Origin of the sequence: Streptomyces viridochromogenes (assembly GCF_001270495.1) — a bacterium.
In the GTDB taxonomy this organism is placed as follows: domain Bacteria; phylum Actinomycetota; class Actinomycetes; order Streptomycetales; family Streptomycetaceae; genus Streptomyces; species Streptomyces viridochromogenes_A.
The window spans coordinates 36992-60542 of the sequence record NZ_LGUR01000117.1 but is presented as its reverse complement, the minus strand read 5'-3'; the positions used below and the strand labels follow the sequence as shown (position 1 = coordinate 60542).

At 69.1% G+C, this 23551-nt stretch carries 24 protein-coding genes and 1 pseudogene; 8 read left to right on the top strand and 17 right to left on the bottom strand.

The features are described from left to right. The first annotated feature begins 2 nt into the window (after positions 1-2). The gene (locus ADK36_RS12150; RefSeq protein ID WP_048579281.1) at positions 3-1253 is read left to right on the top strand and encodes an alpha-L-fucosidase; all 1251 of its coding nucleotides are present in this window, start codon (positions 3-5) and stop codon (positions 1251-1253) included. A gap of 199 nt (positions 1254-1452) precedes the next feature. Here the strand turns inward: ADK36_RS12150 and ADK36_RS12145 are convergent, their stop codons facing one another. Further along, positions 1453-2589 carry an ATP-grasp domain-containing protein gene (locus ADK36_RS12145; RefSeq protein WP_053197308.1) on the bottom strand — a complete coding sequence of 379 codons (1137 nt, stop codon included), beginning with the start codon at positions 2587-2589 and terminating at the stop codon, positions 1453-1455. Between the two features lie 298 nt (positions 2590-2887). Between ADK36_RS12145 and ADK36_RS12140 the strand changes: the two genes are divergently transcribed. Both ADK36_RS12140 and ADK36_RS12135 read left to right on the top strand, forming a co-directional pair. Next, the gene (locus ADK36_RS12140; RefSeq protein WP_048579279.1) at positions 2888-3748 is read left to right on the top strand and encodes a metallophosphoesterase family protein; all 861 of its coding nucleotides are present in this window, start codon (positions 2888-2890) and stop codon (positions 3746-3748) included. Continuing rightward, positions 3745-4425: a 4'-phosphopantetheinyl transferase family protein gene (locus tag ADK36_RS12135; RefSeq protein WP_053197306.1), complete on the top strand. Its 681-nt coding sequence runs from the start codon at positions 3745-3747 to the stop codon at positions 4423-4425. Before ADK36_RS12140 ends, ADK36_RS12135 begins: the two co-directional genes overlap by 4 nt. Before the next feature lie 25 nt (positions 4426-4450). On the opposite strand, the gene ADK36_RS12130 is transcribed toward ADK36_RS12135, so the two are convergent. The 3 genes from ADK36_RS12130 to ADK36_RS12120 all read right to left on the bottom strand — a co-directional run bounded on the left by ADK36_RS12130 (position 4451) and on the right by ADK36_RS12120 (position 6018). Continuing rightward, positions 4451-4681 (bottom strand): hypothetical protein, encoded by a 231-nt coding sequence (locus tag ADK36_RS12130; RefSeq protein ID WP_048579277.1) that lies wholly within the window; start codon positions 4679-4681, stop codon positions 4451-4453. A 108-nt stretch (positions 4682-4789) separates the two neighbouring features. Then, positions 4790-5314: a hypothetical protein gene (locus ADK36_RS12125; protein ID WP_048579276.1), complete on the bottom strand. Its 525-nt coding sequence runs from the start codon at positions 5312-5314 to the stop codon at positions 4790-4792. 53 nt (positions 5315-5367) lie between these two features. After that, on the bottom strand, positions 5368-6018 hold the full coding sequence (locus tag ADK36_RS12120) for a helix-turn-helix domain-containing protein (protein ID WP_048579275.1): 651 nt from the start codon (positions 6016-6018) through the stop codon (positions 5368-5370). A gap of 223 nt (positions 6019-6241) precedes the next feature. Here ADK36_RS12120 and ADK36_RS12115 point away from each other — a divergent pair, with 223 nt between their 5' ends. After that, entirely contained in the window at positions 6242-6904 is a 663-nt protein-coding gene (locus ADK36_RS12115) for a hypothetical protein (RefSeq protein WP_048579274.1), read from the top strand. Between the two features lie 18 nt (positions 6905-6922). Here the strand turns inward: ADK36_RS12115 and ADK36_RS12110 are convergent, their stop codons facing one another. Genes ADK36_RS12110 through ADK36_RS12095 form a run of 4 tightly spaced genes read right to left on the bottom strand, consistent with a single transcriptional unit; the run spans position 6923 to position 10315 of the window. Further along, positions 6923-7756, bottom strand: a complete 834-nt coding sequence (locus ADK36_RS12110; protein ID WP_199830156.1) for an ABC transporter ATP-binding protein — start codon at positions 7754-7756, stop codon at positions 6923-6925. A 27-nt stretch (positions 7757-7783) separates the two neighbouring features. Next, positions 7784-8560, bottom strand: a complete 777-nt coding sequence (locus tag ADK36_RS12105; RefSeq protein ID WP_048579600.1) for an ABC transporter permease — start codon at positions 8558-8560, stop codon at positions 7784-7786. Next, positions 8560-9333, bottom strand: coding sequence for an ABC transporter permease (locus tag ADK36_RS12100; RefSeq protein WP_048579273.1), 774 nt, complete (start codon positions 9331-9333; stop codon positions 8560-8562). Before ADK36_RS12100 ends, ADK36_RS12105 begins: the two co-directional genes overlap by 1 nt. Before the next feature lie 13 nt (positions 9334-9346). Then, on the bottom strand, positions 9347-10315 hold the full coding sequence (locus tag ADK36_RS12095; RefSeq protein WP_053197304.1) for an ABC transporter substrate-binding protein: 969 nt from the start codon (positions 10313-10315) through the stop codon (positions 9347-9349). Positions 10316-10473: 158 nt separating this feature from the next. Here ADK36_RS12095 and ADK36_RS12090 point away from each other — a divergent pair, with 158 nt between their 5' ends. Continuing rightward, positions 10474-11325, top strand: coding sequence for an IclR family transcriptional regulator domain-containing protein (locus tag ADK36_RS12090; RefSeq protein ID WP_048579599.1), 852 nt, complete (start codon positions 10474-10476; stop codon positions 11323-11325). Here ADK36_RS12090 and ADK36_RS12085 read toward each other — a convergent pair. The 4 genes from ADK36_RS12085 to ADK36_RS12070 form a co-directional block, all read right to left on the bottom strand. Next, a complete protein-coding gene (locus tag ADK36_RS12085; RefSeq protein WP_048579271.1) occupies positions 11240-12178 on the bottom strand; it encodes a PDR/VanB family oxidoreductase in 939 nt (312 codons plus the stop codon). The two genes, ADK36_RS12090 and ADK36_RS12085, sit on opposite strands and share 86 nt — an antisense overlap. Beyond that, entirely contained in the window at positions 12175-12378 is a 204-nt protein-coding gene (locus ADK36_RS12080; RefSeq protein WP_048579270.1) for a hypothetical protein, read from the bottom strand. Before ADK36_RS12080 ends, ADK36_RS12085 begins: the two co-directional genes overlap by 4 nt. Beyond that, complete coding sequence (locus ADK36_RS12075) at positions 12375-13445, bottom strand: aromatic ring-hydroxylating dioxygenase subunit alpha (RefSeq protein WP_048579269.1); 1071 nt, start codon at positions 13443-13445, stop codon at positions 12375-12377. The genes ADK36_RS12080 and ADK36_RS12075 overlap by 4 nt, the downstream gene beginning before the upstream one ends. Positions 13446-13603: 158 nt before the next feature. Further along, entirely contained in the window at positions 13604-14902 is a 1299-nt protein-coding gene (locus tag ADK36_RS12070; RefSeq protein ID WP_053197303.1) for an MFS transporter, read from the bottom strand. A gap of 162 nt (positions 14903-15064) precedes the next feature. Here ADK36_RS12070 and ADK36_RS12065 point away from each other — a divergent pair. Both ADK36_RS12065 and ADK36_RS12060 read left to right on the top strand, forming a co-directional pair. After that, positions 15065-16126: pseudogene (locus tag ADK36_RS12065) on the top strand (alkaline phosphatase family protein); the annotation flags it as partial. A gap of 149 nt (positions 16127-16275) precedes the next feature. Further along, complete coding sequence (locus tag ADK36_RS12060; RefSeq protein ID WP_053197302.1) at positions 16276-16908, top strand: IS701 family transposase; 633 nt, start codon at positions 16276-16278, stop codon at positions 16906-16908. Positions 16909-17019: 111 nt separating this feature from the next. On the opposite strand, the gene ADK36_RS50100 is transcribed toward ADK36_RS12060, so the two are convergent. The 5 genes from ADK36_RS50100 to ADK36_RS12035 form a co-directional block, all read right to left on the bottom strand. Beyond that, positions 17020-17415, bottom strand: coding sequence for a hypothetical protein (locus ADK36_RS50100; RefSeq protein WP_234329745.1), 396 nt, complete (start codon positions 17413-17415; stop codon positions 17020-17022). 253 nt (positions 17416-17668) lie between these two features. Beyond that, positions 17669-18058, bottom strand: coding sequence for a hypothetical protein (locus ADK36_RS12050; protein ID WP_048579266.1), 390 nt, complete (start codon positions 18056-18058; stop codon positions 17669-17671). After that, positions 18055-18306: a hypothetical protein gene (locus ADK36_RS12045; RefSeq protein ID WP_048579265.1), complete on the bottom strand. Its 252-nt coding sequence runs from the start codon at positions 18304-18306 to the stop codon at positions 18055-18057. Before ADK36_RS12045 ends, ADK36_RS12050 begins: the two co-directional genes overlap by 4 nt. A 310-nt stretch (positions 18307-18616) precedes the next feature. Then, entirely contained in the window at positions 18617-21895 is a 3279-nt protein-coding gene (locus ADK36_RS12040) for an AAA domain-containing protein (protein ID WP_053197299.1), read from the bottom strand. A gap of 165 nt (positions 21896-22060) precedes the next feature. Next, complete coding sequence (locus ADK36_RS12035) at positions 22061-22684, bottom strand: SAVMC3_10250 family protein (protein ID WP_267887400.1); 624 nt, start codon at positions 22682-22684, stop codon at positions 22061-22063. 57 nt (positions 22685-22741) lie between these two features. On the opposite strand from ADK36_RS12035, the gene ADK36_RS12025 reads away from it, so the two are divergent. Then, a protein-coding gene (locus ADK36_RS12025; protein WP_107083989.1) for an IS5 family transposase occupies positions 22742-23550 on the top strand; the annotation gives its coding sequence in 2 pieces (ribosomal slippage) (positions 22742-23089 and positions 23092-23550; 807 coding nt in all). Position 23551 lies beyond the last annotated feature (1 nt).

The following is a 23551-nucleotide window of genomic DNA, read 5'->3' as shown; positions in this document are numbered from 1 at the left end:
CCATGCCGATGCAACCCTGGTTCACCGACGCCAAGTTGGGGATCTTCATCCACTGGGGCATCTACGCCGTCGACGGCGTCCAGGAGTCCTGGTCGTTCTACGACGACATCGTCCCGCACGACCAGTACATGTCCCAGCTGGAGCGGTTCACGGGCGCCGAGTACGACCCGAAGGCGTGGGCCGACCTGTTCGCCCGCGCCGGGGCCAGGTACGCCGTGCTGACGAGCCGCCACCATGACGGTGTGGCCCTGTGGGACACGCGGTACGGCGACCTCAACCTCGGCAGGGACTACATCGGCCCGTACGCCGAGGCCCTGCGCGAGAAGGGCCTCAAGGTCGGCCTGTACTACTCGCACTCCGACTGGAACCATCCCGACTACGCCTCCACACGCAAGCCCGGCCGCCCGCCGGAGCTGGAGGACAACCGTTACTCGGAGGTCGCGGCCGAGGACGAGGACCTGGACGCCTGGGAACGCTTCCTCGCCTACCGGGACGGCCAGATCCGGGAGCTGGCCTCCCGCTACCGGCCCGACCTGATGTGGTTCGACGGCGAGTGGGACCGCAGCGAGGAGCAGTGGCGGATCCCCGAGCTGGCCGCGCTGATCCGCTCCGAGGTGCCGGACGTCGTCTTCAACGCCCGCATGCTCAGCGAGGGCGACTACGCGACGCCCGAACAGGGCGCCCCGGTCGTCCCGCCCGAGGGCCCCTGGGAGTTGTGCCTGACGCTCAACGACTCCTGGGGCCATCAGCACCACGACCACAACCACAAGTCGGTCGACCAGCTGATCCGCTACTTCACGGAGACGATCGGCGGCGGTGGCAACCTGCTGCTCAGCGTCGGACCACGCGAGGACGGAACGATCCCGCGGGAGCACGTCGAACGCCTGGAGGGGCTCGGCGACTGGATCGCCAGGCACGCGGAGGCGGTGTACGGCACCGAGCGCGGCCTCCCGGCCGGTCACCACTACGGCCCGAGCACCCTCTCCAAGGACCGCCGCACCCTGTACCTGATCCTCTTCGACGCCCCGCGCGCGGAGATCAACGTGCGCGGGCTCCTCGGTTCGGTACGCCGGGTCACGGTCCTCGCCAGCGGCACCGAACTGGCCCACCGCATCACCGGCGGCCTGCACGAAACGCCGGGCGTCCTCTGGATCGAACCGCCCACCGGCGCGGACCTCGACCCGCACGCCACGGTGCTGGCCGTCGAGTTCGACGGGGAACTGGAGCTGTACCGCGGCGCGGGCCGCTTCTGACCCCGCGACGCACCTTCGGGCCGGCCGGCCGCCGCCCCCGTGACAGCGCCGGCCGACCCGAAGCCCCCGTGCATCCCCCGTGTGGTGCGTTCCCCCGTGGTGGTGCGTTCCCCCGTGCCTTTCACTCTTATGAGCACGCTGTCCGCGCCCTGATACACCCTCCCGGAAAGTTTTTCTCCGGGCGACGACGAGAGCGACCTCAGCCGGTGAACCCGGCCGTGACGGACGTGACCCCGCTCCCGACGGAGTCAGCCGGCGCCGGCAACGCCGGCAGCAACGGCCCCTCCACCTCGCCCCGCTGCTGCGGAATGGACACCGGCCGCAGCGGCCGCGGCCCGGAGACCACCGTGTAGTCCTGTCCCAGGAACGGCGGCGCGACCTCTCCCGGGTCCTCACCGAGCGCCAACTGGACAGCCAGCCAAGGCACGTTGACGCCACACAGCGACAGCTGGTGCAGGCCCCCGGCCGGCCGCGTGTTGACATCCATCAGCACCGGCGTCTCCCCGAACATCCGGAACTGGATGTTGGACAGATAGTGCAGCCCGAACCCCTCCGCGATCAGCCGCGCCGGCTCCAGCCACTGCTCCTGAAGGGTGAACCCACGACGCCGACCGTTCTTGATCCGGCCGATCGCCAGCCGGACCCGGTTGTCGGGACCGGTGAGGCAGTCCACCGACACCTCGGGCTGCTCCAGCCGTGGCATGACCAGCCAGTCCACCGGCTCGTCGGCCCGCCGCAACGCGTCCACGACATGATCCAGCTGCACATACGGAGTCGGGAACCCGCTGAGGTGCATCAGCGAGAAGGGGGCGCGCGTGATCACGCGGAAGCCCACCCCGCCCGCACCGGACGCAGGCTTGAAGCATGCCTTGTGACCGGCCGCCTCCAACTCCTCGACCGCGGCGACGAGTTCATCGGCGTCACGCACCCGCCACCACGGCGGCACCGGCACCCCGACCGCCTGCACGGCCTCGTAGGCGATCACCTTGTCGTGGAAGACCGCCACAGCCTCCGGCGGCGGAGCCAGCAGCGCCGTACCGACCGCCTCGAAGTCCGCGCGGTGCGCCACGATCGCCGACTGGTGGAGCCGGGGCACGAACACGTCGACGCCACGGCGTCGGCACTGGGCGAGGGCGTACTCGACGTATCCGGCCGGGGACAGGCCCTCCGGCTCCAGCTCGGCGGTGTCGGCGGCGGCCAGCACGGGGGAGTCGGCGTCCCCGTGCGTCGCATGGATCTCGACGGCCCGATCACTGGGATTTCGCCGCAGTTGATCCATGAAGAACACGTTCTCCGCGTACGTGCGGTTGAGCCAGACGCGTACGCGAGAGACCATGCAGGGCCGTCCTTTCGGGGTTCGCGGGCAGGGCGAAGCAGGCCCATGCCCGGGCAGAGTGGTTGGAGGGACACCAAACCGCCCCTTGCGAAGGGGCGTTGTCAGCCGTGGTGTTGGGGCGATCATACGGCTTTCAAGGGGCGCCGCGTGCAACGTACGTGTTACGGAATTGCGGATCATTCCCGACCACCCCGGCCACCTGGCTCGGCCCCGCCGGGGCGCCGACCCGATCCCCCTTGTACCGTGAACTCATCCTGTGGTCTCGTGGTGTCGTTCGTGTGATCGAAAGGGGCAAGGTGTGACGTCGACGGTCGGCGGTGCCGGAAAGCTGCTGGCCATCAGCGACCTGCACATCGGCTACGAGGAGAACCGCGCCCTCGTCGAGAAGATGCGCCCGGATTCCGACGACGACTGGCTGCTCGTCGCCGGTGACGTGGCGGAGACCGTGGCGGACATCCGATGGGCCCTCAAAACGCTCGCGGACCGCTTCCACAAGGTCGTCTGGGCACCCGGCAACCACGAACTGTGGACCCACCCCAAGGACTCCGTCACCCTGCGCGGCGTCGCCCGCTACGAGCACCTGGTCGAGCTGTGCCGGGAACTCGGCGTGACGACCCCCGAGGACCCTTACCCCGTCTGGGACGGTCCCGGCGGCCCGGTCGCCGTGGCGCCGCTCTTTCTGCTGTACGACTACTCGTTCCTGCCCTCCGGCTGCACCACCAAGGAGGAGGGGCTGACGTACGCCAACGGGACCGGGATCGTGTGCAACGACGAGTACCTGCTGCACCCCGACCCGTACCCGTCCCGCGAGGCCTGGTGCGCGGCCCGGGTCGCCGAGACCGAGCGCCGGCTCGCCGCACTGCCCGAGGACCTGGCCACCGTCCTCGTCAACCACTACCCGCTGGACCGGCATCCCATGGACGTGCTGTGGTACCCCGAGTTCGCCATGTGGTGCGGCACCCGGCTGACCGCGGACTGGCACCGCAGATTCCGGGTCGAGACCATGGTCTACGGCCACCTCCACATCCCGCGGACCACCTGGCACGAGGGCGTCCGCTTCGAGGAGGTGTCGGTGGGATACCCCCGCGAGTGGAGCAAGCGACCGGACCCGCCCGGACGGCTGCGCCGGATTCTGCCCAGGGAGGACGGCACCCGTTGATCGAGGAACTGCTGCCGGCCTCGGTGGTCACCGTCGAGGCGTACGGCGACGAAGAGCCCGTGAACACGGTCCTCTACCCCGAGGAGGAGGCGGTCGTGGCCCGGGCGGTCGGCAAGCGCCGCCGGGAGTTCGCCGTCGTCCGCTCCTGCGCGCGGCGCGCCATGGACAAGCTCGGCGTGCCGGCACAGCCGATCCTGCCCGGCGAACGCGGCGCCCCGGTCTGGCCGGCCGGCCTGGTCGGCAGCATGACCCACTGCGACGGCTACTGCGCCGCCGCGCTGGTCCGCGCCGCCGACCTGGCCTCCCTCGGCGTCGACGCCGAGCCCCACCAGACGCTCCCGGAGGGCGTGCTGCCCGCCGTCGCCCTGCCCGCCGAGGAGGAACGGCTGCGCCGCCTGGCCGGCGACCACCCCGGCGTGCACTGGGACCGGCTTCTTTTCAGCGCCAAGGAATCCGTCTACAAGGCGTGGTTCCCTCTCACCGGAAAGTGGCTGGACTTCACCGAGGCCGACATCGACGTCTTCACCGACCCCGGCGACCGGCGCAGCGGCGGCTTCCGCGCCCGGCTGCTGGTGCCGGGACCATGGGTCGGCGACCGTCAGCTCGATGGGTTCGAGGGCCGGTGGACCGTCCAGCGGGGGCTGGTGGCGACAGCGGTGAGCGTGCCGCACACCTGAGCCCCCGGGGTCGTTGCGTGATCCGCTACGGCTCCGCCGGACACCAGCTCTGGAGCATCCGGAAGAACACCTCCTCGTTGCCGCTCAGGCCCGCGTCCGCCAGTGCCTGCTCCGCCTCGGCGAGGACGGCGGGCGGCACGACGGACGGCCGGCTCGCTCCGGGCGGACCGTCGAACGCGGCTCGTACGGTGTGCAACAGCCGCAGATAGGCCTGGACGGCGGTGCGCTCGCGGTCGGTCAGTACGGCGGTGGGCATCGGTCGGCTCTCCCCGGATCGGCGTCATCGCGTCACGCCCCGCATATGAGGGCGTACCACCAGCTTGCCGTCCACCACTGACAATCGGCCCCCCGGCAGGGCGGAGGGTCAGCCCTGTGGCCCCAGGTAGCCCAGTGACGCCTCGATCCGCCCCGCCAAGTGGTCCCGCTGTCCCCGCGCCGAGGAAACCGCCAGCCAGGTACGGCACTTGCTGGCGAGCAGCAGGCCGAAGCTCTCGGCCTCCTTCTCCTCGGCCTGGTCGAAGTGGTTGCGGGCGGCGACCTTGAGCACCGTCGAGCGCAGATCGGCTTCGTCGTCGAGGAGACGGGCCGCGACGCTGGCGCCCTCGATGCTGTGGCTGCTGTGGCCGGCCTTCATGTGCCACAGCTCGTGGCCGAGGATGACCAGCTGGTGGTCGGGAGCGGTGCGTTCCTCGATCACGACGAGGTCCTGGTCGGCCATGTCGAGCCACAGCCCGCTGGCCGTGCCGGGCGGGAACACGGCCGTACGGAAGTGGACGGGGCGGCCGCGGCGTCTGCTCATCGCGTCGCACAGCGCGCGGTACACCTTCTCGGGCGGTGCGGGCGCCGGAAACGCCAGCTCCGCGACCAACTCGCCGCACAGGCGGCGCATTTCCCTACCGATGCCCACAGTTCTCCCGTTCTTCCCCGGTTTTCCCCTCCGGATCACGACTCGGGCCGCTTGACGCTTTCCAAGAGCATGTCCAGCCACTCCGCGACCTTGTCGCGGTGCTGGTCGGTGGGCAGTTGGGCGGCCCGCCAGGCTATGCCGCGCACACCGTGGTCCTGGAGGAGTCTCTCCAGCGGGTCCTCGGCGGCCTGCGCCGCCTCGCGCTCCGCCAGCTTCTGCAACAGGTCCTGCTCGGTGCGCTGAAGGGCGCCCGCGAGCGCCTCGGGGTCCTCGGCCGTGAGGAATCCGGCGTGGACGCGGAAGAAGCGCTGGATGGCGTCGCAGTGCTCCATGGTGGGGCGCCGGTCGCCGTTGATGAGGGCGCCCGCCTGCTGCCGTGACATGCCGGCGCCGTCCGCGATCTCCTGCTGGGTGTACTTGCGGCCGTTCGGCTTGAGGCGGGTGCGGCGCAGCAGGTCGAGCCGCTGAAGGAACCGGGCCTGCACGTCGGGCTCACCCGCGGGACGCCCGCTGAGCAGCGCCTTGACCACGGGAACCGGGACGCCGGAGGCGACGGACAGACGGCCGGAGTCGAAGACCTCCGCGTGCGGCACGCCGAGCCGGTCGGCGAGCGCGGTGACACGGGCGACGACGGCCGGCAGCTCAGCCGTCGGCGTGGCGCCCGGACCCTCGATGCCATCCGTCACCGACAGATCTCCTACGTCTCTCACAGGCTTCTCACAAGCGGTTGCCGTGAACTCGACGGAGATTACCGGGTAGTTCGAACTCACATCCAGGTCTCGCCACAACTGTGTCCAATTTCAGCCGTCAACCGGCATGAAATGCCACGATAGTTGACACGGCTCCGGCGTGGGCAGCAGGATCAAGGCGCCGCGTGAAGGCCGCATAGGCAAGAGGGGTGACCTCCCGATGGCATATCAGGCAGGTGGGCAGCGGTCCGTACCGCGGCCCGTCCCCGAGCGGCCCGAGGCCGAGGCGTATCTACGCGATTACTCCACCCTTGTGGAGGCCGTGCCCTTCCCGTCCGTCATCGTCGACCACCGCTGGGACGTCGTCCTGGCGAACGCCGCTTTCGCGTCACTTTTCCGTGGCGTGGGACCCCATCCGACGGCCATGCCCGATGACAACCTCCTCAGGTTCGTGCTCTTCCACCCGGACGCGAGCACCGTCCTCGGCGAGCACGAGTCCAGCTGGTGCCTGCCGATGCTGGCCCACTTCGCGGCGGCGCTGGAGCGGCACGGCCACGACCACGGCCTCCAGGCCATCCGCCGGGAGATCGCCCAGGACCCGATCATGGAGGCCGCCTACCGGCAGGGCCTGCCGCACTGGATCCGCGCGGTCGGCGAGCGGGCGGTCGCACTGGACGGCGCCGTGCGCCCGCTGCTGCATCCGGACCCGCGCTGGGGCGCCACCGACTGCCGGGTCGTCGACGAGACGCCCCGGACCCTGCAGGAGATGGGGTACACCCGGCTGACACTGGTCCTGCGCGAGGTGCGCCGCGACCGGTCGAGGGCCAGGGGGGCACGGCGTGGCCCGGCCCACCTGCGCGTGGTACCGACCCCCGAGGACTGAACGGGGCACCGCCGGCGTTCAGGTCGCCGGCGGCGCCCCGTCAGGGTCGTGCGGTCCATCCGACTTCGCGACCGCGTCCCGCACGCCCCCGCGCTTGGCCGCCTGGATCTGTGCGTACACATGGGTGCGCAGCTCGGCGAAGCGTGGGTCCACGCGGGTGTGCAGCTGGTCGCGGTCCGCGGGCAGGTCGACCTTCAGCTGCTCCTGGACGACGGTGGGGGATGCGGACAGGACGAGGACCCGCTCGCCCAGGTACACGGCCTCGTCGATGTCATGGGTGACGAACAGGATGGTGATGCCGCGTTCCCGCCACAGGCCCCGGACCAGGTCCTCCAGATCGGCCCGGGTCTGCGCGTCCACCGCCGCGAACGGCTCGTCCATCAGCAGTACCCGGGGCTCGTACGCCAGTGCCCGGGCGATGGCGACCCGCTGCTGCATGCCGCCGGACAGCTGCCACGGATACGCCCCCACGGCGTCCGTCAGCCCCACCGACTCCAGAGCGTCCCGCACCAGCTCACGCCGCCGTTGCTTGGTCAAGCCCTTCTGCTTCAGGGGGAGTTCGACGTTCTCGCCGACGCGCATCCAGGGGAAGAGGCTGCGCCCGTACTCCTGGAAGACGAACGCCATCCCGGGCGGCGGCCCGTCCACCTTCCGCCCCTCCAGGAGGACTTCACCACTCGTCGGCGTGAGCAGTCCGCCCATGCACTTCAGCAGCGTCGTCTTGCCGCAGCCCGACGGGCCGACGAGACAGACCAGTTCGCCCGCGTCGACGGTGAAGGTGAGGTCGCGCACCGCCTCCACGCGCCGTCCGGAACCCTCGTAGACCTTCTTCAGGCCGCGTACGTCGAGCATGGACCCCTGCCCCTTCACGGTGTTCACTCAGGACCGCCGGGTGGTCGCGCGCAGACCGCGGTACCAGCCGAGCACCCGGCGCTCGACCAGCTGGAAGACGACGGAGAGCAGGAAGCCGAGCAGGCCGAGGACGAGGATGCCGGTCCACATGTCGGGGATCGCGAAGCTGCGCTGGAACTGGACGACGGTGAAGCCTATGCCGTTGTCGGCGGCGAACATCTCGCTGATGACCATGAGGATGATGCCGATCGAGAGTGCCTGGCGCAGTCCGGTGAAGATCTGCGGGCTCGCGGAGGGCAGCACCAGATGGCGCAGTCGGGCGGTCCCCGTGACACCGTACGAGCGGGCTGTCTCCAGCATCACCGAATCGACCGCGCGTACGCCCTCCACGGTGTTGAGCAGGATCGGCCAGACGCAGCCGCTGGCGATGACGACGACCTTCATGGTGTCGCCGATGCCCGCGAACAGCATGATGACGGGGATCAGCACGGGCGGCGGTACGGCCCGCAGGAACTCCAGGACCGGTTCGCACACCGCGCGCACCCTGCGGTAGGAGCCGATCAACGTGCCGAGCGCCACGCCGGCCAGGGCGGCCAGCGCATAGCCGCCCAGGAGGCGCAGGATGCTCGGGACGACGTCCGTGCGCAGACGGTCGGCCGTCCAGACGTCCGGGAAGGTGTCGAGGATCGTGCGCAGTGGCGGCCAGAAGGGGTCCGTGCTGCCGTCCGACGCCGCCCACCACACGGCGACCAGCACCACGGGCAGCGCGACGACGAAGAGCAGTCTCAGCAGCAGCCGCCCGATCACACCGCCACCTCCCCGCGCACCGACTGGTGCCAGGCCAGCGCCCGCCGCTCCACCGTACGCGCGCCGACGTTGACGAGCAGCCCCAGGAGCCCCGCGACCACGATCAGCGCGTACATCTCCGGCACCGCCTGCGAGGTCTGCGCCACCGCGATCTGCCGGCCCAACCCCGGGGCGCCGATGACGAGTTCGGTGGTGATCGCGAGGATCAGCGCCACCGCGGCGGCGAGCCGCACACCCGTCATGACGTACGGCAGGGCCGTCGGCCACAGCACATGGCGCACGCGCGCCCAGGTGCCGAGGCCGTAACTGCGTGCCGTCTCCTCGGCGACCGGGTCGACGTCCTGGACGCCGTACAGAGTCTGGATCAGTACCTGCCAGAAGGAGGCGTACACCACCAGCAGGAGCACCGACTTCAGTTCGGTGCCGTAGAGCAGCACCGCCAGCGGGATCAGTGCCACGGACGGGATGGGGCGCAGGAACTCGATCGTGGAGGCTGTCGCGTCGCGCAGGTACGGCACGATCGAGACGACCACGCCGACCACGACGCCCGCGCAGGACGCGATCGCCAGGCCCAGCGCCCAGCCGGTGAGGGTGTCGCCGAGCGCGCTCCAGAAGGCGGCGTCGGCGACCTCGTCCACGAGCGCTGCGGCGATACGGCTCGTCGGCGGGAAGTACGCCTCCTTGACCAGGCCGAGCCGCGGCACCGCCTCGCCCAGGGCCAGGAAGGCCGCGAGCCCGGCCGCTCCGAGTACGACGTTCCCGCCCCTCATGCGTCCTCGTCCCTCATGGCAGCAGTGCGTCCAGGTCGGGCGTCTTCTTGAAGAGGCCGTCCTCCTCGCCGAGCTTCATGAGGGCCTCGATGGAGGCGCGGTTCGGCTCGCTCGGCCACTTCGGCAGGATCACCTGCTCCAGCACCGACGCCGGGATCTTGGTGTACGTCGTGACGATCTGCCGGGCCTCGTCCGGGTGGGCCTCGGCGTACGCGAGGGACTCGGCGGTGGCGTCCTGGAACTTCTTGACCACGTCCGGGTGTTGCTGCGCGTACTGCGTCGAGGTGAAGTACATCGCGACGGTGACTTCCGGCGCGACGTCGACCAAGGGCGAGGCGATCTCCCGGCCGCCCTGGCTGCGGATGGTGGCGGTCGCCGGCTCGACCACGCACGCGGCGTCGATCTGGCCCTGGTCGAGGGCGGCCGGCATCTGGTCGAAGGCCATCTCGACGAGCTCCACCTTGTCCGGGTCGCCGCCCGCCTTGCGCACCGCCTGGCGGACCGCGGTCTCGTTGATGTTCTTCAGGGTGTTGATGGCGACCTTCTTGCCCTCCAGCTGCTTCGGCGACTTGACGGGGCTGTCCTTCTTGACCATCAGGCCGTTGAAGTCCTTGCCCCGTACGCCGGTGGAGGCGATGCCGTTGGCGACGGCCTGCACGGGAAGGCCGTTGGTCTGGGCGACCATCAGGGACGTCACGTTGCTGAACCCGAACTGGAACTGACCGCTGACCACGCCGGGCACGATCGCCGCGCCGCCCTGGGCGGGGGTGAACTCCAGCTTGAGGCCCTGCTTTTCGAAGAACCCCTGCTTCTGGCCGAGATACAGCGGCGCGACATCGACGATCGGGATGAGTCCGAGCTTGACGGTGGTGACACCGCCGGACGACGCGCCCGCGTCCGACGAACCGTCGTCGGACGAGCCGCAGGCCGTCGCGACGAGCAGCAGGGCGCCGGCGGTGAGACCGGCCGACAGACGACGCATGGCTCCTCCTGTACAGACAACGGTGCAGCGGTGTTCCGACAGGTTGTGCGCAAGGCGCACAGTAGTGCGCGGGAAGGCTCGGTGGGAAGGTAGAAGTCTCAACGGAGCCGGGGCGATCGGGTTCGCCGACAACATTGTTGACACTATTGGGGGTGGCGATGCTTCCGGGAGACCGCGCACCACACTTCGTGAAGTCCTTCGAGCGCGGCCTCGCCGTGATCCGCTCCTTCGACGCCGGGCATCCCGCCCGCACGCTCAGCGAGGTCGCCCGTACGTGTGACCTGACCCGTGCCGCCGCCCGCCGCCTGCTGCTGACCCTCGTCGACCTCGGCTACGTCCACCAGGACGGCCGGCTCTTCCGTCTCACCCCGCGCGTGCTGGAGCTCGGCTACTCCTATCTCTCCAGCGTCACCCTGCCGCAGATCGCCGAGCCGCATCTGGAGCAACTGGTGGCGCACGTACGGGAGTCGTCGTCGCTGTGCGTTCTGGACGGCGACGACATCGTGTACGTGGCGCGGGTGCCGACCGGGCGCATCATGACGGCGTCCATCACGGTCGGCACCCGGTTCCCGGCGTATGTGACGTCGGTGGGCCGGGTGATCCTCGCCCATCTGCCGGACGAGGAGGTCGAACTCCGGCTCGCCCACGTGGAGTTGAAGCCTCTGACCGCTCGCACGGTCACCTCGCCGGACGCCCTGCGGGCGGAACTGCGGCGCGTCCGACGGCAGGGATACGCCATCGTCGACCAGGAGTTGGAGGAGGGCCTGAGGTCGGTGGCCGCCCCGGTGCGGGAGCCGGACGGCGAAGTGGTGGCCGGCGTGAACATTGCGGTGCACGCCGGCCGCACCTCGGTGGACTCGATCCGTGCGGACCTGCTGCCGCATCTGCTCGCGGCGGTGGCCCGGATCGAGGCCGACCTCAGGATCACAGGTCCAGCACGAGCCGCTTCCCACGGCACCGGGACACACAGATCATCATCGTCTCGCCGCTCTCCTGCTCCTCGGCCGTGAGCACGGAGTCCCGATGGTCCGGAGTGCCCTCCAGGACATCGGTCTCGCAGGTCCCGCAGGTCCCCTCGGTGCAGGAGAACAGCACCTCGACACCGGCGCCGCGCACGGCGTCGAGCACGGAGACGTCCGCGGGCACGGTGAGCGTCCTGCCGCTCTGCGCCAGCTCGACCTCGAACTCCGTGTTCGTGCCGTCCTCCTGCTCCTTCGGCGCGAACCGCTCCACGTGCAGCAGCCCGGCCGGGCACCGCGCCTCCACCGCGTCGAGCAGTGGCCCTGGCCCGCAGCAGTAGACGAGCGTGCCCTCGGGAACGTCGTCGAGCACCGAGGCGAGGTCCAGCAGGCCGGTCTCGTCCTGTGGGGCGACGGTGACGCGGTCGCCGCCGTAACGGCTCAACTCCTCGGCGAACGCCATGGACCGGCGGGTCCGTCCGCCGTACAACAGCGTCCACTCCGCCCCCGCGCTCTCCGCCGCCGCCAGCATCGGCAGGATGGGCGTGATGCCGATGCCGCCCGCGATGAAGCGGTAGCGGGGAGCCGGCCGCAGGGCGAAGTGGTTGCGCGGCCCGCGCACCCGAACCTTGCCGCCCTGCCCCAACTCCTCGTGCACATGGGCGGATCCGCCCCGCCCGTCCGGCTCCCGCAGCACGGCGATCCGCCACGCCGAGCGGTCGGCGGGATCACCGCACAGCGAGTACTGCCGCTCCAGCTCCGGACCGAGGACGACATCGATGTGCGCGCCGGGCTCCCACGCCGGGAGCTCCTCGCCCAGGGGATGGCGCAGGGTGAGGGCGAGCACGCCGTCGGCCGCGAACTCCCGGCGCGCTACGACGAGTTCGGCTTCGTACACGGTCATGAGCTGTTTCCTTGCGGCTGGTGTTCCTGCGACTGCTGTCCCTCTGGTTGGTGTCCCCGGGGATGGGCGAGCATCCACTCCCACATCTCGATCGGGTCCTGCGAGGTGTGCTCGCGTCCGCAGTGACAGGTGCCGTGCAGCACGTCGGTGCCCGGCAGCCAGTCGATGCGGTAGATCTCCCCGGTGGGGCTGCCGCTCACAGGACCTTCTCCACGGGCTTGTCGCCCTCCTCGACCAGCCGGGCGAGGATACGGCGGGCGGCCAGGCCGCCGGTGTCGATGTTGATGCTCAGCTCCTGGTAGCCGTGCCGCTCGGTGCCCAGGGTCTGCTGGAGCAGGTTGAGGGCGGTGACGTCCTGCATGACGACGGTGTGGTTGTTTCCGCGCAGGAACTCGGTGACCTCGGCGTCGTCCGTCGCCCAGTCCCGGGAGACCGCCCAGAAGTCGTACACCTTGCCGTCGCCGGACGGTGTGATCGCGTACGTGATCTCGGTGTGGAAGCCGTTCGGGTCGCTGCCGTCCGCCTCCGGAAGCACACCGACGGGGGCGATCCGGCTGTGCAGCAGATACAGGCAGGGGGCGTGGTACTCGATGTCCTGCCAGCGAGTGATCCGGCCCTCGATGCCGGTCGACCTGGCGTAGAACGGCGGGCACTCGGCGTCGTCCATGTGCCGGCTCACCCGGACGATCCCGGCACCCTCGTCGACCTCGGTGGTGATCGGCGTCTCGGCGACCTCGGGGGTGCCGATGTAGCCGCCGTGGAGGTAGGTCTCGTGGGACAGGTCCAGGAGGTTGTCGACGAGAAGGCCGTAGTCGCAGTCGATGGGCTCCATGCCGCGCACGGTGACCCAGCCGGGGGAGTCGAGGTGCCTGGCCCGCGGGATGCTCTGCGGATCGGCGAGCGCCGGGTCGCCGATCCACACCCAGATCAGGGAGTCCTGCTCGACGACCGGGTAGGAAGCCACGCGCGCCGTCCGCGGTATGCGCTTCTGCCCCGGCACATACACACACGTACCGGTCGTGTCGTACGTGAACCCGTGGTACCCGCACACGATCCGGTCGCCGTCGAGCCGGGTCGGCGCCTCGGACAGCGGGTAGCGGCGATGCACACAGCGGTCGTGCAGGACGACCGGCGTCCCCTCCTCCTCCGTGCGGTACAGCACGAGGGTCTCACCGAGGATCGTCCGGCCGAGCAACTCCCGCCCGACCTCATGGCTGTAGGCGGCGACGTACCACTGGTTCCTGGCGAAGGCGGTCGTGTGAGGCATGGCAGAGGTTCCCGTCTCTGAGAGCGGGGCGTCCTCGCCCCGCGTGCCGTGGTGGACTCAGGTTCCTGACGGCGGCGACCACCACGCAAGGCGGCTTCTGTCAGGCGGAAGGAGTTTCAGGAAAGGGCAGGTCGGAGGGCTGATCCGGAGCCGCGAGCTCATCGTTCGAGAGCCTTGTGCGCCGTCTCGGGAAGCCGCAGGTACACGAGCGAGGAGCCGAGGCACAGTACGGCGACGTACCAGGGGAAGAGGCCCGCGTGACCCAGCTCCTTGAACAGCGTGCCGACGTACGGCGCCGTACCCCCGAACATCGCGACCGTCAGCGAGTACGGGAACCCGATGCCCGCCGCCCGCACCCGCGGCGGGAACACCTCGGCGTTCACGGCGGCGCTGATCGAGGTGAACCCGGTCAGCAGCACCATGCCCGCGCACTGCACGAGCAGCAGCACCGCGAACGAGTCGCGCAGGGCGTGCAGCAGCGGGACGGTCAGGAGGGTGAAGCCGAGGCCGAAGAAGAGGAGGAGGGGACGGCGGCCGAAGCGGTCGGAGAGGAGGCCGCCGAGGGGCTGGAGCAGGGCGAAGAAGGCCAGCGAGATCGTGCCCGCGAGCAGCGCGTCCGACTTCTCGATGCCCGCGTTGAGTTCGGCGTACGTCGGCAGATACGACGTCCAGGTGTAGTACGCGATCGTGCCGCCCGCCGTGATGCCGCAGATCAGCAGGGACTGGCGGGGATGGCGGCGCAGCGCCTCCAACAGGCTGGGGCGCGGCGCCTGTTGCTGCTCGGCGCTCCTCGTCTCCGCCGCGCCCTGGCGGATCCAGAAACCGACCAGGCTGAGCACGGCACCGAGGACGAACGGCACCCGCCAGCCCCAGCCGTTCATCTGCCCGTCGCTCAACGTGTCCACGAGCAGGGTCGCGATGCCGGAGGCGACCAGCTGTCCGGCGGTCGTCGACACGTACTGGAAGCTGGAGAACAGCCCGCGGCGGCCCGGTCCCGCCGACTCGACCAGGAAGGTCGTCGACGCCGCGAACTCGCCGCCCACCGAGAGGCCTTGGAGGAGGCGGGCCAGCACCAGGATGACCGGCGCGAGGACACCCGCCGTCTCGTACGTCGGGGTCAGGCCGACCAGGAGGCTGCTGCCGCCCATCAGCAGGATGGTGACCGTCAGGGCGGAGCGCCGGCCGCGGCGGTCCGCGACGGCGCCCATGAGCAGTCCGCCCACCGGGCGCATGAAGAAGCCCACCGCGAAGACCGCGAACGTCGACAGCAGCGGCACCAGGGAGTTGTCCGCGCTCTTCGGGAAGACCTCGGCCGCGATGTAGGTGGCGAGGAACGTGTAGGCGTACCAGTCGTACCACTCCACGGCGTTGCCGACGGAGGCGGCGAGGAGCTGGCGTACGGGCCGTGAAGCCGGCGGGGAATCCGTGCGCGTCGTCTCTGTCATGATCGCGACCATCCCCGCACCCTGGTCCCGGCACACCTCCCGTACCGACGACTTTCACACGAGCGCCACCGGACCCTTCCCTGACGTTTGGTGCTCCTGGAACACTCCTTCCGCGCGGCTTCCGTCACCAGCCGGCCGGTCAAATCACCCTCTATGGGAAGAGGTCCCTCACTCATGCCCGAAGTCAATCGCCGCAGATTCCTTCAACTCGCGGGCGCGACCACGGCGTTCACCGCTCTGTCGAGCAGCATCCAGCGGGCCGCCGCCCTCCCGGCCAACCACCGCACGGGGTCGATCGAGGACGTCGAGCACATCGTCGTCCTGATGCAGGAGAACCGTTCCTTCGATCACTACTTCGGCAAGCTGCGCGGCGTCCGCGGCTTCGGTGACCCGCGCCCGGTCGCGCACGACAGCGGCAAGTCGATCTGGCACCAGTCGAACGGCACCAAGGACATCCTCCCGTTCCACCCGGACGCCGACGACCTCGGCATGCAGTTCCTGGAGGGCCTCCCGCACGGCTGGACCGACGGCCAGCAGGCCTACAACGGCGGTAAGTACGACAAGTGGATACCCGCCAAGGGCACCACCACCATGGCGTACCTGACCCGTGAGGACATCCCCTTCCACTACGCCCTCGCCGACGCCTTCACCGTCTGCGACGCCTACCACTGCTCCTTCATCGGCTCGACCGACCCGAACCGCTACTACATGTGGACGGGCTACACGGGCAACGACGGCACCGGCGGCGGCCCGGTCCTCGGCAACGACGAGCTCGGCTACGGCTGGACGACCTACCCCGAGCGCCTGGAGCAGGCGGGCGTCTCCTGGAAGATCTACCAGGACATTGGCGACGGCCTGGACAAGGCCGGCTCCTGGGGCTGGATCGAGGACGCCTACCGCGGCAACTACGGCGACAACTCGCTGCTGTACTTCAACAAGTACCGCGACGCCAAGCCCGGCGACCCCTGGTACGACAAGGCCCGCACCGGCACCGACGCCAAGAGCGGCGACGGCTACTTCGACCGGCTCAAGGCCGACGTCAAGGCCGGCAAGCTGCCGCAGATCTCCTGGATCGCCGCTCCCGAGGCATTCTCCGAGCACTCCAACTGGCCCTCCAACTACGGCGCCTGGTACATCGCCCAGGTCCTGGACGCCCTCACCTCCAACCCGGAGGTCTGGTCGAAGACGGCCCTGTTCATCACCTTCGACGAGAACGACGGCATCTCAGGTCATCTCAGGTCGCAAGGCGCTGACCTGGGAACTCGCCGCGTAGTGGCTGCATTGGTCGCATTCCGGTCGCACCGCTAGCGGTGGTTTGTTGAAGGCGGATTCGTCAGGGAGTAGGCCGTGAGGTGAAGGCGTCAACTACGGCCCGGGAGCCCGAGATGACGAAACGGCTGCCGTGTCCGCCCGCGCCCGGTCCGCTGGAAGCGTACGCCGTCCGCTTTGATGATCTCTTCGGGACGCTGGCCCAGCGGAGGGGGTTTCGCGAGTACCTCGCCGGGCTGCTGCTGCCCCGTGATCGCAACAAGACGCTGACCTGCCTGGCCGGCGCCGAACCGGTGGCCGGTGCCCAGCATGCGGCGGTGCAGCGGCTGCAGTTCTTCCTGTCCGAGTCGACCTGGAGCCAGGAAGAGATCAACGCCCGCCGCCTGGAACTGCTCCTAGCCGACCCGGCCACCGCCCCGCACCCGGACGGGGTACTGGTGGTCGATGACTCCGGCGACCGCAAGGACGGCACGGCCACAGCGCATGTCGGCAAGCAGTACCTCGGCTCGGTCGGGAAGATCGACCGTGGTGTGGTCACAGTGACCACCTGCTGGGCGGACGAGCGCGTCTACTACCCGGTGCACGCCTGTCCCTATACGCCGGATCACCACTTCCCGAAGGGCACCGGGTTTCCGCACCAAACTACAGATCGCAGCCGACCTGGCCTCCCGGGCCAAGGCGGCCGGGCTGGTCTTCCTCGCGGTGGCCACCGACTGCGCCTACGGCCGCGACGCCCACACTCCCGTTGACGCCGCCCGCCGACTGGCCGGCAGGATGCAGAGCATCCCGGGGACTGGTCGCGCATCGAGCGCACCTTCCGCGACGGGCACACCGCCACCTGGTGGGCCGCCGAGGCCCGGCTAGGCTGGTGGGGACCGGAAGCTCTCGTGGGCATCACACGCGTCGACGAGTGCCTTGACGATCTGAAGGGCCACGGTACCGGGAATCGCTTCCGTGGCTGCCGTCTTTGCAGCCTTGCTCTTGTCCTTCTTCCACAGCTTGATCCTGGGTGAAAGGACACCATCCTTGTTGATGAGGGTCACGTTGCACAACGTGGCCACCCGCTGCCGGTCGTCCAGAAGGAAATCGGTGATCAGGTGGCTTCCGCGAGTGTCGTAGAAGTAGTCGGTGAGTACTTCGCGCACCTCGGGCACGTTCTCCGTGCGCTCAGAGGAGAGGTCCCCCCCGGATGCGGCGATGACGTTCCTGGCCTCTTCGGCGGCCTGCTCGGGCTCGTTCGCGTCGGCCAGGGCCACCGCGAGCCATGACCGGTACGGGGCGACCTCCCGGGCGTGCGTGGCGCCGTAGCGTCCCAGCACGTCCGCGTTTGAGGTGAAGGACGCCTGGCTGAAGAAGGACGAAGACTCTAGTGACGGCTCTGAGGCACCGGATGAGGAACCGCTCGCTCCGGAAGAGGATCAGGGATAGTACCGAGTAAGGGGCAGCAGGCGCTCTGGGTCGTCCGCCGGGAGGCGGACAACCCAGAGTTACTCAGGGGTTAGGTGTATCTCACGGAGCGAGGTCGAGCACCCGGACGCCGGCCCCGTCCCAGGCCTTGGGTTGGACGGTGGCGACGCGTGCCCCGTCCGGGCGCTCGGGGCCGGGCATGGCCACATGGTGGGTGTGGCACCAGCCCAGAGACCGCTCGTGGCCCGAGGCGGCCAGGACGGCGGCGAGATCGAGCGGATGAAAAACCACCTGGTCGAGCATGCCGAGGTGGCCGGCGAGTCCGGTGCGTACCCGGTCCGCTTCGGCGAGTGTGGCCAGCGCGACGTGGACCCGCCAGGCCGCGGTCTCGGCGGCCTGGTACAGAAGGCGGGAGGCCAGGGCGTTGCCTGAGCCCAGAGCGAGCAGCGCGCTGTCGTCGAGGACGACATCGACAGGGGCGACAGGGTTCACGCGGTGCTGCCGAGCCGGCGCGTGAGCTCATCGTCCGCTGCGCGGTCCTGCTCGGGATCCGGGGCGTAGCCGGAGAGCGCGTGCAGGACTTCGAGGGTCTTCGCGACCTGCTCGTCCCGCTCGCTCTGCGTGAGGGTGTGGGTGGCGAATTCGCCGACGAGCCCCGCGATCGTGGTGTCCTTCTCGGCGGCCAGGATCGCCAGTCGGTCCCGGACACTGCTCTCGACCTTGATCGTTGTGTGTGCCATGCCTGACAGAATACATCGGGTATACCCGCCCGGGGAGGCGATTGAGGTAGCTGCTTGCGCCTCCCTCGGCCAGGGGCACGAGGACGCCGGAGGGCTGTCTGTGGCGTCCAGGGCGGCATGCAGCCCGAAACGGCGTGCGTGCGCGTCGACGTCGTGGACTTCTCCCGGGTGCCCCCAGTGCGAAGAGAGCCGGACCCGGAGCGCGAGAGCGGACGTGGCGTCGCGCTCGTGGAACAGCTCGCGGAGGACTGGGGAACCGATCCGCTGCCGTGGGGGAAAATGTGACCGGACCGACAATGCTGGCATCCGGCTATAGCCGGATGTCGCGGGTCCAGGCTTTGGAGTTGCCCGGCGCACTGGTCTTGCATGCAGTGGCGTAGCACCGCCAGACCCAGGCGTTCTTCCAGCGTCGGATTTCGATCTCTGCTCCCTTACACCGCCCGCACTTCGGGGGCCGGGCGAAAGTCTCCGCGTGTTCGTGTGCGAGTAGTTTGCGGGCGAAGTAGCCGCCGTGCATCGTTAGCATGACTTCGCGTGTGTTGCTCTGTGAGAGTGCGTTGAGGCTGCCGAGCATGACGGTGTGTTCGTCGATCACTGCGATTTTCTGGTGCATGACATGGATGGGGACAACGGTCTGGGCGACGGTGCGCAGGTCTGCGATGAGTGCCTGACTGGTCTCTCTTCTTTGGAGTTGGTCGGTGTCGTCTCGGATGAACACGGTGATGCGTACGCCGCGGTCGGCCGCTGCTTTCAGTTCAGGGAGCAGGGAACGGATCCGGTTGGCCACCCATGGTGCCCAGAGCCATAGGGATTGTTTTGCCTGTCGGATCTCGGTGGTGAAGGTGAGGTAGAAGTCGCGTTCGTCGTCGATGTCGGTCACTTCGACGTGCCGGCTGAGGACTTCGGCGAGGGCGATGCCGAACTCCCCGCGATGGGCCGGTGGCGTGTGTGGCGGGGTGATGAGGTGTTTGGCAGGCAGTACCCGGACGCCGTGGGTGCCGACCAGGGCGTCGAGTTCAGCCAGGGCTGTTCCCGGCCGGGCCGCGCTGACGCGTTGCCCGCTGGCGATGACGTAGAGGCGGGTTCTGACGCGGGTGACGGCGACGTTGAACAGGCGCACGCCGTTGCGTCTCCACTCGTCTGCGCCGGGCTGGCGGTGGGCGAGAGCCATCCACAGTTCGCGGCTGTCAGCGTTGCCTTCCACGGTGTCGAAGATGACGACGTCGAACTCCCGGCCCTGGAATCTGTGTGCCGTTCCGACTTCGGCGAGCGGACGGCCACCGGAGCATTCGACATCTCGTAGTGCTTCCAAGGTGGCTTCGGCCTGGACCCTGTACGGGGTGACGATTCCTGCTTCTTCGCCCTGCTCGCGGTGCAGTTCCACCAGAGCCCGCGCGAGGAGAGAGCCGGCCGGCCACCAGCCTTTCCGGCTGCCGGTCAAGTGGGCTCGGGCCAGCTCGTGCAGGCCGTCGGTGTCGATCAGCACGATCTCGGGATCGCTGTCGGGCCGTTCCGCAAGCGTCTGGGAGCCGCCGCGCAGCATTCCCCCGTAGGCGAGACCGTTGGCCAGTTTCATCACGGCTGGGCCGAAGCGATGCTGTTCGGTCAAGGTGACGCAGGCCGGGTGTGCCTGGGCATCCGCGGGTTCGAAGATGCCGCAGTGCTGAAAGACGTCGGGGAGCAGCCAGTTTTTGATGTCGTCGCGTTCCTGCTCCTTGAGCCCGCTCGGGATGACTGGGCCGAGCTGCATGAAATCGCCGAGCAGGACGGCAGCTCTGCTGGCTTTGCCGGTGGCCAGGAGCACCTCGGGCAGAGCGGCTGCGCCGGCCTCATCGACCAGGACCACGTCGTAAGGGCCTTCGAAGACTGCCCGGTTGGAACGGAACCGGGCCAGTGTGGTGGCGACCAGCTTGGCGCTCCTGATGATCTCGCCCTGGGCGTTGCGGGCCAGCCGCTCGTATTCCTCCTGGGTGTTCTGGTACTGCTGCTCCAGCTGCGGCTTACGGGCGCTGTCGGCGGCCACAAGTGGACGGAGGCGTTTGGCCCGGTCGTGCAGGGTCGGCCAGTTCTTCTTCGCGGCCTGTTCGGTCAGCGTCTGGGCCTGTTGCGCTGCGACAGCCATCGCGGTGGCCTGGTTCTTTTCCCGCTCGGCCGAGGTACACAGTCTGTGTGCCCGCTCTGTTGCCGCCCGTGTGGCGTTGGCCTCTCTGTCGAGGTGCCGGATCTGTTCCCGGCTGAGCGGGACGGAGTCGGACAGCGCCGTGATTTTGGCATCGAGTGCAGAGATCCGGGCGGCGGCGGTATGGTGCGCGTCCACGGACTGCTGACGCGCTGTCTCCGCCTGCTCTTCGGCGTCTGCCAGTTGCTCCTGGAGTGCGACCAGCTTCTCGCGCGCACGCCAGCGGGCCACCGACCCCTTCGCCTCCCACTGCTTCACCTGATTCCGCAGGGGCCGGCACTCCTCAGCGGCCAGCAACGCATCAGCTGCTCGGTGTTCTGCAGCCTGCCGGACCCTGGCCGACTCGTCGCAGAGCCGGTCCACCTCGCGCCATACCTCGCGCGAGGGCTCTGCTGCGGCAGCCCGGTCCGACGCCACCTTCGCCGCCTCCGCAGTTTCGGCCATGTCGCGAGCGGCCTGCGCGTACCGGTTGTCGGCCGCGTCGCTGCGGGCCAGTGCGGAGGCCAGGTCCTGACCGGGCGTGCGCAGCAGTTGCAGTGCAGCGAAGTATCCGGCCGCGTCGAACCCGGCGAGTGCGGCGCCCATGGCGGCAAGTTGACCGGCGCGGTCGCGGATGTCGACCAGCTCAGCTTCCACGGCGCTACGGCGCTGAGCCGTCTGCGCTAATCGGGTTCGGACCATGAGTGGCAGCGACACCGAAGGGTCTTCCGCTACCTCTTTAAGATGCGGCGGGCCCACACGGACGATCTCACCCGGGCTGTGGCGTTTCTCCCGCACCACCCCGAGCAGGGCGTTATCCACAGCGACATTGGTCGCAGAGACCAGCAGCACCCGCTCGCCCCGCGCGATCAGGTCACCGATGGCGCGTTTGAGGACCGTGGTCTTACCGCTCCCCGGCGGCCCCCATACCAGATGAACCCCTTCACCCAGGCACGCCCGGTAGGCGTCTGCCTGGGCCGGGTGGAAACCCGGAGGGTCCGGCTCCGCTCCCGGAGCCCCGCCGATACTACGGGCTGCCAGGGCCGCGGCCAGCGGGTGTTCGCCCAGTTGGGCGATGCCGTCGCGCAGGGCCTCGATGAGGAAGATGGGCGGCTGCTTCAGCATCCACAGGTGGGCGTCGGTAATGTCGGCGAACTCGGCCACACGCAAGGTGAGCAGGGACCCGTTCTGCACCGTCTCGGAGACGCTGAAGCCGTCTGTCTCGACGGCCCTGTCGTGAGGCCCGGCCAGCCGCAGGCTGTCCAACTGGTCCGGCCCGATGTCAGTACCGCGCAAGTCCACCGCGTACTGGCCGGGTTCACCGGTCCGGGCCGCCCGCCCGATCCGCTGCCAGCGCGCTGTTCTCCCTGCGCCTCCCTCCAAGGCGATCCATTCGCCGAGTGCCGCCGTGATCTCCTCACGCCACCCCACGTACCGTCCCCCAGCCCTGCCCCGCTTCGGACTGGCAGACCTACCCAGGCACACGGTGCAACATGCCAGGCTCGGTTGGTGACCAACCGGTGGCGCGGCGCTTGTCAGTACTCGGGCCGAGAGGATCAGACGACCTACGTGACATAAGGCCAAGAAGCGCAGATCTTAATTGTCCGCGAGCTCCAAGTCGCCCGCCGTGTACTCAACGACGAGCGGGCTCGCCACTACGCACCGAGAAGTGGTGTGGGTGCGAGGGATGAGCCCAGTGGCCCGCGCATACCCGGTCATCACAGCGGAGGTGTCGATGCTGTCGTCCGCGTCATCCAGTGCGTGCAGCAGCTCCTGCACGTCTTGGCCATGCAGGCGTGCTGCTGTCGGGCGTGAGATCTGATCGGTCGCCATCGTGTCACGGTGCCTGATGAGTGCGTCGACGACCTGCCCGGCCCTTGCGATGAAAGCGCTGCCCAAGCTGGAGGCCGAGTTCATCGCGTCCGGCGCGACACCTTCGACCGGCATCGCATTCCAGCCGCGTAGATGCTGGACCGACCCATGCATCAACAGGCGGCAGCGCCCGCCGGTGCTACCTTCACGTGCCGGCTCCACGAACAGGACGAGATCCTGGTGGGTGTCGCTGAACGTCACGCAGCGAAGCGGCGCTTCGAATTGCACCCACTGGCCAGGTCGTAGCTGAGGCTCCGTGTACCAGTCCGCCAGAAGCGCAACGTGCTTGTGCACGTCACGTAGGTGCCGTAGTTGACTTTGCTCGCTATCCACAGCTGGCGTGTCCATGTCGACGCCGCCTAAGACGTCATTTCAGTTGGTGTGATCTTGCGGCAGTCTGGGGTGATGACTGCTGCGCTTGTCGAACGGCTGACGCCGGAAGGCCTGTGGGAGTTGTTCCAGCGGGTGGTCCCGCCCGCTCCGGAACGCCCGCAGGGCGGAGGGCATCGTCGGCGAGGGGACCGTGAGGTACTGGCCGCGATCATCTTCGTGGCCACCTCGGGCTGCACCTGGAACCAACTGCCGCCGGGCTTCGGTCTGTCGGGCGTGACCGCCTTCCGCCGGTTCACCGAGTGGAGCCAGGCCAGAGTGTGGGCCAAGCTCCACCGCCTGGTCCTGGACGAACTTGGTTCCCGCGGCGAACTGGACTGGTCGCGGTGCGCGATCGACTCCGTCAGCGTCCGGGCTCTCAAAGGGGGAAGCTGACGGGACCGAATCCGACCGACCGCGGCAAGAGAGGTTCGAAAATCCACCTGATCGTGGACCGCCATGGTCTGCCTCTGTCGATCGGCATCTCCGCCGCGAACCTCCACGACAGCCAGGCCCTGATACCGCTGACCCGTGGCATCCCACCGATCCGTTCACGACGCGGGCCCCGACGCCGACGGCCCGGCAAGCTGCACGGGGACAAGGGCTACGACTACCGCCACCTGCGACGATGGCTCGCTTCCCGAGGCATTCGGCACCGCCTCGCGCGAAAAGGCATCGAATCGTCGAAACGCCTGGGCCGGCACCGCTGGGTCGTAGAACGAACCGCTTCCTGGCTGTCCGGCTGCCGCCGCCTCCACCGCCGCTACGAACGCAAGCCCGAACACTTCCTCGCCTTCACCGCCATCGCCGCAACTCTCATATGCCACCGCAGACTCGCCAACTGAA

What these genes read in the sequence shown, in the direction of transcription:
- ADK36_RS12150 (WP_048579281.1), top strand. Translation starts at nt 3, where the DNA reads ATGCCGATGCAACCCTGGTTCACCGACGCCAAGTTGGGGATCTTCATC.
- ADK36_RS12145 (WP_053197308.1), bottom strand. Translation starts at nt 2,589, where the DNA reads ATGGTCTCTCGCGTACGCGTCTGGCTCAACCGCACGTACGCGGAGAAC.
- ADK36_RS12130 (WP_048579277.1), bottom strand. Translation starts at nt 4,681, where the DNA reads ATGCCCACCGCCGTACTGACCGACCGCGAGCGCACCGCCGTCCAGGCC.
- ADK36_RS12125 (WP_048579276.1), bottom strand. Translation starts at nt 5,314, where the DNA reads ATGCGCCGCCTGTGCGGCGAGTTGGTCGCGGAGCTGGCGTTTCCGGCG.
- ADK36_RS12115 (WP_048579274.1), top strand. Translation starts at nt 6,242, where the DNA reads ATGGCATATCAGGCAGGTGGGCAGCGGTCCGTACCGCGGCCCGTCCCC.
- ADK36_RS12110 (WP_199830156.1), bottom strand. Translation starts at nt 7,756, where the DNA reads ATGCTCGACGTACGCGGCCTGAAGAAGGTCTACGAGGGTTCCGGACGG.
- ADK36_RS12100 (WP_048579273.1), bottom strand. Translation starts at nt 9,333, where the DNA reads ATGAGGGGCGGGAACGTCGTACTCGGAGCGGCCGGGCTCGCGGCCTTC.
- ADK36_RS12095 (WP_053197304.1), bottom strand. Translation starts at nt 10,315, where the DNA reads ATGCGTCGTCTGTCGGCCGGTCTCACCGCCGGCGCCCTGCTGCTCGTC.
- ADK36_RS12090 (WP_048579599.1), top strand. Translation starts at nt 10,474, where the DNA reads ATGCTTCCGGGAGACCGCGCACCACACTTCGTGAAGTCCTTCGAGCGC.
- ADK36_RS12085 (WP_048579271.1), bottom strand. Translation starts at nt 12,178, where the DNA reads ATGACCGTGTACGAAGCCGAACTCGTCGTAGCGCGCCGGGAGTTCGCG.
- ADK36_RS12075 (WP_048579269.1), bottom strand. Translation starts at nt 13,445, where the DNA reads ATGCCTCACACGACCGCCTTCGCCAGGAACCAGTGGTACGTCGCCGCC.
- ADK36_RS12070 (WP_053197303.1), bottom strand. Translation starts at nt 14,902, where the DNA reads ATGGTCGCGATCATGACAGAGACGACGCGCACGGATTCCCCGCCGGCT.
- ADK36_RS12060 (WP_053197302.1), top strand. Translation starts at nt 16,276, where the DNA reads ATGACGAAACGGCTGCCGTGTCCGCCCGCGCCCGGTCCGCTGGAAGCG.
- ADK36_RS12045 (WP_048579265.1), bottom strand. Translation starts at nt 18,306, where the DNA reads ATGGCACACACAACGATCAAGGTCGAGAGCAGTGTCCGGGACCGACTG.
- ADK36_RS12035 (WP_267887400.1), bottom strand. Translation starts at nt 22,684, where the DNA reads ATGGACACGCCAGCTGTGGATAGCGAGCAAAGTCAACTACGGCACCTA.